Annotated in this window: 8 protein-coding genes and 1 riboswitch; of the genes, 4 read left to right on the forward strand and 4 right to left on the reverse strand. The window is 69.1% G+C overall.

What is annotated here, in order from left to right:
• Positions 1 to 37: 37 nt before the first annotated feature.
• Entirely contained in the window at positions 38 to 1,471 is a 1,434-nt protein-coding gene (gene ahcY / locus CAP38_RS11020) for an adenosylhomocysteinase (RefSeq protein WP_086121466.1), read from the reverse strand.
• 64 nt (positions 1,472 to 1,535) lie between these two features.
• A riboswitch (S-adenosyl-L-homocysteine riboswitch) is annotated at positions 1,536 to 1,624 on the reverse strand.
• 74 nt (positions 1,625 to 1,698) lie between these two features.
• Here ahcY and CAP38_RS11025 point away from each other — a divergent pair.
• From CAP38_RS11025 to CAP38_RS11035, 3 genes are all read left to right on the forward strand, one after another.
• Entirely contained in the window at positions 1,699 to 2,949 is a 1,251-nt protein-coding gene (locus CAP38_RS11025) for an MFS transporter (protein WP_086121467.1), read from the forward strand.
• A 10-nt stretch (positions 2,950 to 2,959) separates the two neighbouring features.
• A complete protein-coding gene (locus CAP38_RS11030; RefSeq protein WP_086121468.1) occupies positions 2,960 to 3,343 on the forward strand; it encodes a hypothetical protein in 384 nt (127 codons plus the stop codon).
• A gap of 107 nt (positions 3,344 to 3,450) precedes the next feature.
• Positions 3,451 to 4,956, forward strand: coding sequence for a hypothetical protein (locus tag CAP38_RS11035; protein ID WP_143435816.1), 1,506 nt, complete (start codon positions 3,451 to 3,453; stop codon positions 4,954 to 4,956).
• 51 nt (positions 4,957 to 5,007) lie between these two features.
• Here the strand turns inward: CAP38_RS11035 and CAP38_RS11040 are convergent, their stop codons facing one another.
• Together CAP38_RS11040 and mdeB are read right to left on the reverse strand one after the other, a co-directional pair.
• A complete protein-coding gene (locus CAP38_RS11040; RefSeq protein WP_086121470.1) occupies positions 5,008 to 5,328 on the reverse strand; it encodes a hypothetical protein in 321 nt (106 codons plus the stop codon).
• A gap of 10 nt (positions 5,329 to 5,338) precedes the next feature.
• Positions 5,339 to 7,921, reverse strand: coding sequence for an alpha-ketoglutarate dehydrogenase (gene mdeB, locus CAP38_RS11045; RefSeq protein ID WP_086121471.1), 2,583 nt, complete (start codon positions 7,919 to 7,921; stop codon positions 5,339 to 5,341).
• A gap of 111 nt (positions 7,922 to 8,032) precedes the next feature.
• On the opposite strand from mdeB, the gene CAP38_RS11050 reads away from it, so the two are divergent.
• Positions 8,033 to 8,494 (forward strand): Lrp/AsnC family transcriptional regulator, encoded by a 462-nt coding sequence (locus tag CAP38_RS11050; RefSeq protein WP_086121707.1) that lies wholly within the window; start codon positions 8,033 to 8,035, stop codon positions 8,492 to 8,494.
• 21 nt (positions 8,495 to 8,515) lie between these two features.
• Here CAP38_RS11050 and uvrA read toward each other — a convergent pair whose 3' ends face one another.
• Positions 8,516 to 14,596: an excinuclease ABC subunit UvrA gene (gene uvrA / locus CAP38_RS11055; RefSeq protein ID WP_086121472.1), complete on the reverse strand. Its 6,081-nt coding sequence runs from the start codon at positions 14,594 to 14,596 to the stop codon at positions 8,516 to 8,518.
• Positions 14,597 to 14,646 lie beyond the last annotated feature (50 nt).

Consider the following 14,646-nt stretch of genomic DNA (forward strand, 5'->3'; position numbering starts at 1 on the left):
CTGGGGGGTGACGCCGAAGGCGGCGCGGGGGGGACCATCAGTAGCGGTAGGTGTTGGCCTTGTACGGGCCTTCCTTCTTCACGCCGATGTAGGCGGCCTGCTCGTCGGTCAGTTCGGTCAGCATGGCGCCGACCTTCTTCAGGTGCAGGCGGGCGACCTTCTCGTCCAGGTGCTTGGGCAGCACATAGACCTTGCCGTTCTCGTACTGCTCCTTCTTGGTGAACAGCTCGATCTGGGCGATGGTCTGGTTGGCGAACGAGCTCGACATCACGAAGCTGGGGTGGCCGGTGGCGCAGCCCAGGTTCACCAGACGGCCCTTGGCCAGCAGGGTGATCTTCTTGCCGTCGGGGAAGATGACGTGGTCGACCTGGGGCTTGATCTCGTCCCACTGCAGCTTCTCGAGGCTGGCGACATCGATCTCGTTGTCGAAGTGGCCGATGTTGCAGACGATGGCCTCGTCCTTCATGACGGCCATGTGCTCGTAGCGGATGACGTTCTTGTTGCCGGTGGCGGACACGAAGATGTCGGCCTTGTCGGCGGCGTATTCCATGGTCACCACCTTGTAGCCTTCCATGGCGGCCTGCAGGGCGTTGATGGGGTCGATCTCGGTCACCCACACCTGGGCAGAGAGGGCGCGCAGGGCCTGGGCAGAGCCCTTGCCCACATCACCGTAACCGGCCACCACGGCGACCTTGCCGGCGATCATGACGTCGGTGGCGCGCTTGATGGAGTCCACCAGCGACTCGCGGCAGCCGTAGAGGTTGTCGAACTTGCTCTTGGTGACGCTGTCGTTGACGTTGATGGCGCGGAACTGCAGCGTGCCCTTGGCGGACATCTCGTTGAGACGCAGCACGCCGGTGGTGGTTTCCTCGGTCACGCCGATGATCTCGGCGGCCTTGCGGGTGTACCAGGTCGGGTCCTGGGCCAGCTTGGCCTTGATCGAGTTGAACAGGCAGGTCTCTTCCTCGCTCTGCGGGTTGTTCAGGATGGAGGCATCCTTCTCGGCGCGCTGACCCAGGTGCATCAGCAGCGTGGCATCGCCACCGTCGTCCAGGATCATGTTGGGGCCTTCGCCAGGGGTGCCGGCGGCGCCGAATTCAAAGATGCGGTGGGTGTACTCCCAGTAGTCGGCCAGGGTCTCGCCCTTGATGGCGAACACCGGCGTGCCGTTGGCGGCAATCGCGGCAGCGGCATGGTCCTGGGTGGAGAAGATGTTGCACGAGGCCCAGCGGACCTGGGCACCCAGCGCCTGCAGGGTCTCGATCAGCACAGCGGTCTGGATGGTCATGTGCAGCGAGCCGGTGATGCGCGCGCCCTTGAGCGGCTGGCTGGCGGCGAACTCTTCGCGGATGGCCATGAGACCCGGCATTTCGGTCTCGGCGATCTTGATCTCTTTGCGGCCCCATTCGGCCAGGCCGATGTCGGCAATGACGCAGTCGGCGTTGACGGCGGTGTTCAGTCGTGCATTCATGTTTTCGCTCCGGATTGAGGGGTTGAGCCACCGGCCGGGCGAAAAAAAAGCCCATCGCACAACCAGTGGATGAGCGTCGTTGCAGAACAGTCCGAGCCTCACGCCCCGCGCCATGCTGCTGCATGGGGGGAACGCTGCAACGCTCCTCGGAAGCCGTTGATTGTAGCGGCCGGGGTCCATTCCCGTCCATTCGAGGGGGTTGCCCCTGTGAGAAACTGCCGCGCTCCATGCAGACTGTCCCCATTTCGTCGACCGGCCCCGCCGTGCCACCACCACCCCAGGCCCGCCTGGGCCTGCTGGCCATCTTCGGCAGCACCTTTCTGGAACTGGTGGGCTACTTCATGCTCACGCCGCTGCTGATCCTGCGGCTCAAGGACGGCGGCGTGTCCACCGCACTGGCCGGGGTGTTTGCCGCCACCGGCTGGCTGGGCGTGTTCCTGATGACGCCATTTGCCTCGGCCGTCACCCGCCGCCTGGGCCGACGTCCCACCCTGTGGCTCGCGGCCCTCATTCCCACCGTGGCCACCGCCGGCTTTGCGCTGTCGCCGCTGCTGGGCGTGTGGTTCGTGCTCAAGCTGGCGGCCGGCATGGCCTCCGGCCTGCGCTGGGTGCTGGCCGAGGCGGTGGTGGCCGAGTTCTCGCCGCCGGGTCAGCGCGGCCGGTATGTGGGCCTGTTCGAGACCATGGTGGGCATCACCTTCGTGGTCGGCCCGGCCCTGCTGGCCTGGATCGGGCCGCAGAACGATGCCGCCATCTGGACCGCCCTGGGCTTCATGGCCGCCGGCCTGGTGTGGAGCCTGATCATTCCGCGCCTGCCACCCGCAGCCGATGCGCACGAGGCCCGGGTCGGTCTGGGCGGCGTGTGGCACGCGGTGCTGGCCCACCCCATGGTCATGGCGGTGGGCTTCGTGGGCGGCTTCTTTGAAAGCGGCCTGACCGCCATCCTGCCGCTCTACGGTCTGGCCCTGGGCCTGGGCGCCACGCTGGCCGCCCTGCTGGTGTCGGCCAGCGGGCTGGGCAGCGCCCTGATGATGCTGCCCGCCGGCCTGCTGGCCGACCGCATGGGCCACCACCCCCAGCAGCGCTGGGGCAACGAGGCCCAGGCGCGGCACACATTGATGCGGGTCTGTGCCTGGATCACGCTGGGCGCCACCGTGGTCATCCCTTTCGTGGCCGGGACGCCCTGGCTGGCGGCACCGGTGGCCTTTGTCTGGGGCGGGGCCGGCGGCTGTCTGTACACCCTGGCCATGATCGACATCGGCTCACGCGAGGAAGGCATCACCCTGGTCAACAGCACCGCCGTGCTGGTGCTCAGCTACACCCTGGGCGGCGTGCTGGCGCCGGTGCTGGGCGCAGCGGCCCTGCAATGGGCGCCCGCCCTGGGATTCCCGGTGTTGCTGCTGGCGGTGGCGGCGCTGGGCGTGTGGCTGCTGCGGGAACCCGGGGTGCCCCGCGCCACTCCATCGTCCACCGACTGAAAGGAACCGCATGGCCCTGCCCTGGATCGCCGCGCTGAAGTACATCCCCTGGGGCGACGTGATCGAGCACGCGCCCAAGGTGCTGAATGCCGCCCGCAAGCTGATGGAGCGGCAGAGCGCCACCCCCGCGCCGGTGGTGCCGCCCGGCCCGCCCCTGGACCCGAACGCCGAACCGCCCAGCCTGGGCGAGCTGCGCAACCGCCTGATCGAAGCCCGCCAGCTCATCGACCAGCAGGCCGCGGTGCAGCAGCAGACCGCCCAGATGGTGACCGAACTGGCGGAGCAGAACGCCCGCCTGGTGGACGCGGTGAACAAGCTGCGCCTGCGCACCCGCATGCTGATCTGGGCGGTGCTGGCGCTGAGTGCTGGGTTGGTGGCACTGCTGCTGCGCTGAACCGGGGGGCGGCCCGACCATGATGATTCCATCAAGAATTCGATCCGCCGCGAATCCGTGAACCGGGGTTTGTCACGAAGGGGCTCCCATCACTCTCCCCTCCGTTCATGATCTCCGGAACCCCCCAGACGCCCCCGAACTCCCGCACCGCGGTCCGCACACAGGGCAGGACCACCACCATCGGTTGCCCTTTGCCACCACCGCTGGGCGCCGATGAGTCCCTCCTGAAGGACATACGCGAAGACATCGCGCGGACACTGCGGTCCAAAGGCACGCCATTCCTGTCCGTGACGGCCACACGCTCCGGGGTGCATGACATCGAGATCGAATTGCCCGGTCATGCCGAGGTCCCCGAATGGATCGACCCCTACCTCGCCGGCCTGGATGTTCTGGTCGAACTGCTGGGTGTCAACCCGTCGGTGATTCCCCATCTGGGCAGCGCGAACCCTGACCTTGCTCTGGCCTTGCAGCAGCTGGGACGGGGCCAGCCGCTGACATCCATGGCGTGCCGGTTCCTGTGCCACCTCGCAGCCGACCTGATGCACCACGGACAGGCCGAATCGGCGCTCGAACTGCTCCAGCGCCTGCCGGAGGCCGAAAGGATCCGCCACTGTGTGCACGCGTTCGGGGATCTCATCCACCCGATCAGCCACAGCAGCCTGACAACCTGCGCCCGGAAGGCGGGCACCGTGCGTGCGCTGGGACACATGGTGGCCGTGGCCCTCCATGTCCACCGCCAGAACCCGGACGCATCGGCAGACACCATCGACCGGCTTGCACGAGCGTCGCAGCGCCTCATGGCCCCGGCCCTGACCACGCAGGAAACGCTGGCGCTCGATGCGCTTCACTCCCGCCAGCCGTCCGGGCCGAAGCACGAGGCCGCCCAGCAGGTCGGCAACACGCTGATCGGCCATTTCGGGCTGCCGCCTGCGTGCATGGGCACCCTGGACCGGATGCTCAAGACCGAACCTCCGGTCGAATGGGACAGCGTCGCGTCCGGTCTGGAGCGACTGGCCAAGGGAATCGAGATCACGCCGGCGCAGGCCCAGGCCGTCGTCCGTTTCGTCGAACGGCTGATCGTCCAGCTCGTCGAGGACAGGGGTGGCTTCAACGGACTCGCACAGGCCCTGCAGGGAACGCTGAAGCTGCTGGAAAGCCTGGCACAGGCCCATCCGTCATGCCTGGCTCACGACCCGACCCCGGCACAGACCTTGGCCGACACGGCAAGCCTCTCCGAGGGCCTTCTGAAGCCGGCCATGCAGTTCATCGCGTTCGGGGCCGACCCTTTCATGGGGGGTCTGCGGAAACTGCTGCAAGCCCTGCTCGACCAGGGCCCACCACACGACGCTGCAACGACCACCAAGGCCCTCCTGGCCCTGCTGGACCGGATTCCCGTCAGCTATCTGGCGGGCCACCTCTACCAGTTGTTCGCACCCGCACACAAAGACAACCCCTTCATCCGGCAGATCGTCGCCTGGCCGGATCCGGCCCTGCGCGCCGGTCTGTCGGTCAAGCTGAAAGAAGCGGCCGTCCATGCACAAACGATGGGGCTGGAGAACATGGTTCTCAACGCAACGATCGAGTTCGAGGGCCGGCTGGAACGCGGCGGGTGATGCCGGTCGACGGCCACAGCCCATGATCCGCAGTCGCACCCGCGCAGCGGTCTAGCCGGGGTCCCGCTGCAGATCGGCGTCGCACCCGCTGCCGGCCGATATCCAGCGCCGCGCCAGCCGCCGCAGCAGCGGCGCGGCCCAGGTCCAGCGCGGACCCAGCACGGCGGCGGTGTCGGTCAGCAGGCCGCAGCGGTATTGCGCGGCATCGGCCTGCCAGCGCAGCGCATCGCACGCACCGGTGCGTTTGCGCGAGATCACCATGCCCACCGGGCACGGCTCGGCCAGGCAGCACAGGCCGCAGCCGTTGCAGGGCTGGCCCAGTGCCGGCTTGGGGGGCGCTTCGGGGTGGATGTGGATGACGACCGGTTGCACCCCTGGCAGCTTAACCCCGGGTGGCGGCCTGTGCGATGGAAGCCGCGTCCACCCGGAAGAACGCCCGCAGCGCCGCCCGCGTATCGCTGCGCCCGAAGCCATCGGTGCCGAGCGTGGTGCAGCGGCGCTCAGCCGGCAGCCAGGCGCGGATGCTGTCGGGCAAGGCGCGCACATAGTCGCTGGCCATGACGATGCGGCCGGGTGAGTCCTGCAGCAGCTGCGCGATCCACGGCGTGCCGGTGCCGCTGTCGTCGCAGCGCTGTCCGTCGCGGGCCAGTTCGCTCCAGCTGGTGACGCTGATCACGTCGGCCCCCACGCCCTGCGCTTCAAGGGCCTGCGCGGCCCGGATGGCCTCGCCCACGATGGCGCCCGAGGCCATCAGCACAACGCGGTCGGTCAGACCGGCGCCGAAGCGCGCGAAGCGGTAGGCGCCGCGCAGCACGCCCTCGGCCGCGCCCTCGGGCAGGTCGGGCATGGCCACGTTCTCGTTCATCAACGTGATGTAGTGGAAGACGTCGCGCTGCTCCACCAGCATCTCGCGCATGCCGGTGTCCAGGATGACGGCCAGCTCGCCGGCAAAGGCCGGGTCCCAGGCGCGGCAGTTGGGGATGGTGGCGGCCACCAGGTGGCTGCTGCCGTCCTGGTGCTGCAGCCCCTCGCCGCCCAGCGTGGTGCGGCCCGAGGTGGCGCCCAGCAGGAAGCCGCGGGCACGCTGGTCGGCGGCGGCCCAGATGGCATCGCCCACGCGCTGGAAGCCGAACATGGAGTAGTAGATGTAGAACGGCAGCATGGCCAGGCCGTGCACGCTGTAGCTGGTGGCCGCCGCCGTCCAGCTGGCAATGGCCCCGGCCTCGCTGATGCCCTCTTCCAGGATCTGGCCGTCCAGCGCCTCGCGGTAGCTCAGCACCGAGCCGATGTCTTCCGGCGCATAGCGCTGGCCCACGCTGCTGTAGATGCCGACCTGCTTGAACAGGTTGGCCATGCCGAAGGTGCGGGCCTCGTCGGCCACGATGGGCACCACGCGCGGGCCCAGCACCGGGTCCTTGAGCAGATTGCCCAGCATGCGCACAAAGGCCATGGTGGTGCTCATCTCCTTGCCGCCGGCCTGCAGGGCAAAGCTGGCGTAGCGATCGAGGGCCGGCACCGGCACCACGTCGCACGCGGTCTCTCGACGCGGCATGGCGCCACCCAGGGCCTCACGCCGTTCACGCAGGTAGCGCATCTCGGGGCTGTCGTCGGCCGGGCGGTAGAAGCTCAGGCCGCGCGCCTGCTCGTCGGTCAGCGGCAGGTTGAAGCGGTTGCGGAATTCGATGAGTTCGTCGCCATCGAGCTTCTTCTGGCTGTGCGTGGTCATCTTGCCCTGGCCGGCGCTGCCCATGCCGTAGCCCTTCTTGGTGTGGGCCAGGATGACGGTGGGCTGGCCACGGTGGGCGGCAGCGGCGGCGTAGGCGGCGTGGATCTTGACCAGGTCGTGCCCGCCGCGCTTGAGGCGGTCGATCTGCTCGTCGGTCATGCCCTGGGCAAGGGCCGCGAGCTCGGGGTTCTGGCCGAAGAAGTGGTCGCGGTTGAAGCGGCCGTCCTTGGCGGCAAAGGTCTGCATCTGGCCGTCCACCGTGTCGCCCAGGGCGCGCAGCAGGGCACCGTGGTGGTCGCGGGCAAACAGGCCGTCCCAGTCGCTGCCCCAGACCAGCTTGATCACGTTCCAGCCGGCACCGGCGAACAGGCGTTCGAGCTCGTCGATGATGCGGCCGTTGCCGCGCACCGGGCCATCGAGCCGCTGCAGGTTGCAGTTGACCACCCAGGCCAGGTTGTCGAGCTTTTCGCGGGCAGCCAGGGTGAGCGCGCTCATGCTCTCGGGCTCGTCCATCTCGCCGTCGCCGAACACGCCCCACACGGTGCGGCCGGCCGTGTCCTGCAGCCCCCGGTGCGCCAGGTAGCGCATGAAGCGGGCGTGGTAGATGGAACTGATCGGGCCCAGGCCCATGGAGCCGGTGGGGAACTGCCAGAAGTCCGGCATCAGCCAGGGGTGCGGGTAGCTGGACAGACCGCGCGCGCCGCTGGCGCCGGCGGTGATCTCCTGCCGGTAGTGCAGCAGGTCGGCCTCGGTCAGGCGGCCTTCCAGAAAGGCCCGCGCGTACACGCCCGGGGCGCTGTGCGGCTGGAAGAACACCAGGTCGCCTTGCCGGCCGGCGCGAAAGAAGTGGTTGAAGCCGGTCTCGAACAGGTCGGCCGCACTGGCGTAGCTGGCGATGTGGCCGCCGAGTTCGCCATACGCCGTGTTGGCCCGCACCACCATGGCCAGGGCGTTCCAGCGCATCAGCGAGGCCAGCCGCTCCTCGATGGCCAGATCGCCCGGGAACGGCGGCTGGCGGTCGGCCGGGATGGTGTTGACGTAAGGCGTGTTCAGGCTGGGCTTCCAGCCCACGCCCTGGTGCGCCGCCAGCCCGGCCAGGCCATCGAGCAGCTGGCGCGCCCGGGCCGGGCCGGCCTGCTGCAACAGGGCCAGAAAGGCTTCGTGCCATTCCGCGGTTTCCTGCGGGTCGGCGTCGATGGCGTGGAGGAGTTCGGAAGGGAGGGCGGAAGGGGCGTTCATGACCGACGACTGTAGGCACAAGCGCCCGGCATGTGCTGCCAAAATGCCGACCATCTGGCAGCCAGTCAGCCGATCGTGCTGCCGGACAACATCAACTCAGCACAAAACACCATGGACCCCATCGACCGCCGCATCCTCCACGAGCTCCAGCACGACGGCTCGCTCTCCAACGTGGAGCTGGCGCGGCGGGTGGGCCTGTCGCCCTCGCCGTGTCTGGCGCGGGTCAAGGCCATGGAGCAGTCCGGCCTGATCCGCCGCTATGTGGCGCTGGTGGACCCGGCGCGGCTCGGGCTGGGCCTGAGCGTGTTCATCAACATCAGCCTCAAGACCCAGAGCAAGGAAGCCCTGGCCCGTTTCGAGGCCGGCATCGCCGACCACGAAGAGGTGATGGAGTGCTACCTCATGACCGGCGATTCCGACTACCTGATCCGCGTGGTGGTGGCCGACATGGCCGCGCTGGAGCGCTTCATCCTGGACCGGCTCGCCCCCATTCCGGAGATCGAGAAGATCCGCTCCAGCTTCACCTTGAAGCAGGTGCGCTACAAGACGGCGCTGCCGCTGCCAGGGCGCTGAGGCCCCCGGCAACACGGGCGATCAGCTTCGCGCCAGCACCGGCCCCAGGACCCGCCCGGTGTGGGTGTCCAGCCGCACCACCTCGTCCGGCGCTGCGGCAGCCACGATGCGGCCACCGCCCGATCCGCCCTCGGGCCCCAGGTCGATGATCCAGTCGGCCTCGGCCATCACATCGAGGTCGTGTTCGATGACGACCACGCTGTGGCCGCCGTCCACCAGCCGGTGCAGCACGCGGATGAGCTTCTCCACGTCGGCCATGTGCAGGCCCACGGTGGGCTCGTCCAGCACATACAGCGTGTGCGGCGCCTTCTGGCCACGGCGGCCCACCTCGTCGCGCACCTTGGAGAGTTCGGTGACCAGCTTGATGCGCTGGGCCTCACCGCCCGACAGGGTGGGGCTGGGCTGACCCAGCGTGAGGTAGCCCAGGCCGACGTCCTTGAGCAGCTGCAGCGGGTGGCTGATGGCCGGCATGCTGGCGAAGAATTCCACCGCCTCGTCGACCGCCATCTGCAGCACGTCGCCCACGCTCTTGCCGCGCCAGGTCACGGCCAGGGTCTCGACGTTGAAGCGGGCACCGCGGCAGGTCTCGCAGGGCACCTTCACGTCGGGCAGGAAGCTCATCTCGATGGTGCGCATGCCCTGGCCTTCGCAGGTGGGGCAGCGGCCGGCGCCGGTGTTGAACGAGAAGCGGCCGGGGCCGTAGCCACGCGCCTTGGCTTCCAGCGTGTCGGCAAACAGCTTGCGCACCGTGTCCCAGAAGCCGATGTAGGTGGCCGGGCAGCTGCGCGGGGTCTTGCCGATGGGGGTCTGGTCGACTTCCAGCACGCGGTCCACCGGTTCGGTGCCGAGCACGCGCTGGCAGCCGACCCAGGCCGGGCGCTCGCCCGCGTCCCAGGCCTTGCGGCCGGCGGCGGTGCTGCGGGCGGTGACGGCGGCGGCCACGTTGGTGAGCAGCACGTCGCGGGCCAGGGTGGACTTGCCGGAGCCGGAGACGCCGGTGACGACCACGAGGCGGCGCAGGGGGACCTTGGCGTCCACATTCTGGAGGTTGTGGAGGTTCGCGCCTTTGACTTCGATCCACTCTTCCACCGGTTTCGTTGGCGGAGAGCTTGGGGGGGCGGCGGACGCGGGTGCGCCGGGCTCCTCATACGGCAGGCCCAAATCGTCGCCCGGCGCACCCGCGCCCGCCGCGACCTGGGCGCTCGTACCAGCCATGTCTGCACCCTTGGCTTTCGGCTTGCCCTTGCCCCGAGGGGATGGGGTGGCCCCGGGCGACGATTTGGGCTCGCCGTATGAGGAGCCCGGGGCCACCCCATCCCCGGCGACCACCAAACGGCGAGCCTGCAACGGATGCTTCATCGCATGCAGCAGGTACCGCCCCGTCAAGGATTCCGGCGAAGCCGAGAGGTCGTCCACAGAACCCTGGGCCACCACCCGCCCCCCACGCCGACCCGCACTCGGGCCGATATCGATGATGTGGTCGGCCCGGCGGATGGTGTCCTCGTCATGCTCCACCACCACCAGCGTGTTGCCCTGCCCGCCCAGCTTGTGCAGGGCGTCCAGCAGGATGCGGTTGTCGCGCGCATGCAGGCCGATGGTGGGCTCGTCCAGCACATAGCACACGCCCTGCAGGTGGCTGCCCAGCTGGGCCGCCAGGCGGATGCGCTGCGCCTCGCCGCCGGAGAGCGACGGAGCGCCCCGGTCCAGCGTGAGGTAGCTCAGGCCCACGTCTTCCAGGAAGGCCAGGCGGCTTTCGATTTCCGGCAGCAGGTCGCGGGCGATGTCGGCCTCCCGGCCGGACAGGGACGATCCGTCCATCATCTGCCGCACCCGCTGGCGCACCTCGCCCACCGACAGCCGTGCGATCTCGGTGATGCCCACGCCACCGAACTTCACGGCGCGGGCCTGGGCGTTCAGGCGGGTGCCTTCGCAGGTCGGGCAGGCCTCGTCGGTGACGTCTTCCACCTCGGGTTCGGCAAAGCTCTGCTCGCGGCCTTTCTCGCGGTCGTCGCGCACCGAATCGTCCAGCGCCTTGCGCTGTTCGCGGCTCAGGCGCACGCCGGTGCCCACGCAGTCCGGGCACCAGCCGTGCTTGCTGTTGTACGAGAACAGGCGCGGGTCGAGTTCGGGGTAGCTGGTGGCGCAGATGGGGCAGGCGCGGGTGGTGGAGAAGCTCTCCACCCGGCCGATGTCGCGGGTGCTGCGGCCCTCCTGCAGGGCCGCGGCCAGGTCGTTCAACGGATGCAGCACGGTCAGCGTGCCCTTGCCCAGCTCCAGCGTGCGGGCAATGGCGTCGCGCAGCACGGTCTCCTGCGCCGGGTCGACCACGAAGTCGGCCACCGGCAGCTCGATGGTGTGTTCCTTGAAACGGTCGATGCGCGGGAAGCCGGTGGTGGGCAGGAATTCGCCGTCCACCCGCAGGTGGGTGTGGCCGCGCGGGCGGGCCCAGTCGGCCAGTTCGGTGTAGACGCCCTTGCGGTTGACCACCAGCGGCGCCAGCAGGCCGATGTGCTGGCCGCTGTAGCGGCGCAGGATGGCGGCCGCGATGCTGTCGGGGCTCTGCGGCATGACCGCCGCGCCATCGTGCACGCAGTGCTGGGTACCCAGCTTCACATACAGCAGCCGCAGGAAATGCCAGACCTCGGTGGTGGTGCCCACGGTGGACTTGCGCCCGCCGCGCGACAGGCGCTGTTCGATGGCCACCGTGGGCGGAATGCCGTAGACCGCATCCACCTCGGGGCGGCCGGCCGGCTGCACGATGCTGCGCGCATAGGCATTGAGGCTTTCCAGGTAGCGGCGCTGGCCTTCGTTGAACAGGATGTCGAAGGCCAGCGTGCTCTTGCCCGAGCCGCTGACGCCGGAGATGACGTTGAATTGGCCGCGCGGAATGTCCACGCTGAGGTTCTTGAGGTTGTGTTCCTTGGCGTTGACGATGCGGATGGCGTCGGCATGCTCGGGCACCGGGCGCAGGCGCGGTGCCGGCTCGGCCGCCAGGGCCGGGCCGTCCATGGCCTCGGCGTATTCGCGCAGGGCCTGGGCGGTGTGGCTGGTGGGGTGCAGGCGCACCTCTTCGGGCGGACCTTCGGCCACGATCAGGCCACCGCCCGCCCCACCCTCGGGACCGAGGTCGATCAGCCAGTCGGCGGCGCGGATCACGTCCAGGTTGTGCTCGATCACCACCAGCGAATGGCCGGCGTCCAGCAGCTTGCGCAGGCTGCGCATGAGCTTGGCGATGTCGTCGAAGTGCAGGCCGGTGGTGGGCTCGTCGAACAGGAAGAGCGTGCCCTTGCGCGAGAGCGGCTGGCGGCTGGCGCTGGCCGACTTGGCGGCCTCGGCCAGGAAACCGGCGAGCTTGAGGCGCTGCGCCTCGCCGCCCGAAAGCGTGGGCACCGGCTGGCCCAGCCGCACATATTCCAGGCCCACATCGACAATGGGCTGGAGTGCGCGGATGACCTCGCGGTCGTTGGCAAAGCGTTGCGCCGCTTCGCTCACGGTGAGGTCGAGCACGTCGGCCACATTCATGGCATGGCCGTCGCGGGTGATGGTGACCTCCAGGATCTCGGGCCGGTAACGGCGGCCGTCGCAGTCCGGGCAACGCAGGTACACGTCGCTCAGGAACTGCATCTCCACATGCTCGAAGCCGGAGCCGCCGCAGGTGGGGCAGCGGCCGTCGCCGCTGTTGAAGCTGAACTTGGCCGGCGTATAGCTGCGCTGGCGGGCCAGCGGCGCATCGGCGAACAGGGCGCGGATGGCGTCCCACGCACCCACGTAACTCACCGGGTTGGAGCGCGCCGTCTTGCCGATGGGCGACTGGTCGACGAACACCACATCGCCGAGCTGTTCGGCGCCCAGCAGGCGGTCGTGCGCGCCGGGCGATTCGGTCGACTGGCCGAAGTGCCGCATGAGCGCGGGGGCCAGCACGTCCTGCACCAGGCTGGACTTGCCGGAGCCGGACACGCCGGTCACCACCACCAGGCGCTGCAGCGGGATCTCCACCGACACGTTCTGCAGGTTGTGCTCGCGCGCACCTTCCAGGATGAGGCGCGGCGTGCTGTCGGTCACCGCCCGCTTGAAGCCCATGCCGATGGTCTTGCGGCCACCCAGGTAGGCGCCGGTGAGGGTGTCGGCGCGGCGGATGGCATGCGGCGTGCCGTCGAACACGATCTGCCCGCCGCGCTCGCCCGGGCCGGGGCCCATGTCGATCAGGCGGTCGGCGGCCAGCATCACGGCCGGGTCGTGCTCGACCACCACCAGCGTGTTGCCGGCATCGCGCAGGCGCAGCATGGCGTCGTTGATGCGGGCCATGTCGCGCGGGTGCAGGCCGATGCTGGGCTCGTCCAGCACGAACAGGGTGTTGACCAGCGAGGTGCCGAGTGCGGTGGTGAGGTTGATGCGCTGCACTTCGCCGCCGCTGAGGGTGCGGCTCTGGCGGTCGAGCGTGAGGTAGCCGATGCCGACTTCGCAGAGGTAGCGCAGGCGGGTGTTGATCTCGGTGAACAGGAGGTTGAGGGCCTGCTGCTCTCCTGTCATGTCTCGTCTGTTGGCGGGGGCGGGGGCGGAGGCAGGGGTCAGGCCGGGCTCCTCATACGGCAGGCCCAAATCGTCGCCCGGCCCGACCCCTGCCTCCGCTTCGCGCTCGGCCAACGAGGCAAAGAACACCCGCAACGACGACAACGGCAACAGCATCAGATCGTGCAGGCACAACCCCGGCAAGGCTTCCAGCTGCGCGCGCGACCACTTCACCCCGTTCGGCATGAAGCGCTTTTCGGGCGGCAGCACCGCATCCGCCTGTGCCTTCGTGCCGATGCGCCACAGCAGGCTCTCGTTCTTGAGACGTGCGCCGCTGCAGGTCGGGCATTCGGTGTAGCTGCGGTACTTGGACAGCAGCACCCGGATGTGCATCTTGTAGGCCTTGCTCTCCAGGTACTCGAAGAACCGGTCCACGCCGTACCAGTGCTGGTTCCACTTGCCGTTCCACTGCGGCGAGCCGTGCTTGACCCAGTGCTGCTGCTCCGGCGTGAGCTTGGCCCAGGGCGTGTCGCGCGGAATGCCGCTGGCCTCGGCGTGGCGCATCAGGTCGTCCTGGCACTCCTTCCAGGCCGGGGTCTGGAACACCTTGATGGCACCGGAGCGCAGGGTGAGCTTGTCGTTGGGGATGACCAGGCCGTAGTCCACCCCGATCACCCGGCCGAAACCGCGGCACGACTCGCAGGCACCGGCCGGCGAGTTGAACGAGAACATGGACGGCGCCGGGTCGGCGTAGCGGATGTCGCTTTCCGGGCAGTGCAGGCCGGTGCTGAATTTCCAGACCCGTTCTTCGCCCTCGGCGGACATCACGTGCACCGTGAGCTGGCCGCTGCCGCGCTTGAGCCCGGTCTCGATGGCCTCCATCACCCGGGCGGGTTCGGCGCTGCCCAGGCGGAAGCGGTCGGCCACCACGTCCAGCAGCTTGACCGACGCATCGCCGCGCTGCACCACGCGTTCGGACTGCACCCGGGTGTAGCCGCTGGCCGACAGCCACTGCTCGACCTCTTCGGCGCTGGTGTTGGCCGGCAGCTCCACCGGGAAGGTGACCACCAGGCGCGGGTCCGCCCCGGCCTCGGCACTGGCCACGCGGCGGTGCAGCTCGGCCAGGATGGACTCGGGCGTGTCGTGGCGCACCGGCAGCGCGGTGTCGCGGTCGAACAGCGCCGCACCCCGCGCCATGAGCAGCTTGAGGTGGTCGTTGAGCTCGGTCATGGTGCCCACGGTGGAGCGGGAGCTGCGCACCGGGTTGGTCTGGTCGATGGCGATGGCCGGCGGCACGCCTTCGACCCGGTCCACCGCCGGCTTGTCCATGCGGTCCAGGAACTGGCGCGCGTAGGCGCTGAAGGTCTCCACGTAGCGCCGCTGGCCCTCGGCGAACAGGGTGTCGAACACCAGGCTGGACTTGCCCGATCCGCTGGGGCCGGTCACCACGGTGAGCTCGCCGGTGCGGATGTCCAGGTCGAGGTTCTTGAGGTTGTGCTGGCGCGCCCCCCGGATGCGGATCAGCCCGGTGCCCTCGTCGCCCGGCAGGGATTCGTCGGCGGCGGGGTCGGACACGGGGCGTTCATCGGACATGGTGCGGCTCCAGGGGCAAGGGCGGACCATTCTAGGGAGGCCCGCCCGAC

This window comes from Hydrogenophaga sp. IBVHS2, assembly GCF_002127215.1.
In the GTDB taxonomy this organism is placed as follows: Bacteria; Pseudomonadota; Gammaproteobacteria; order Burkholderiales; family Burkholderiaceae_C; genus Hydrogenophaga.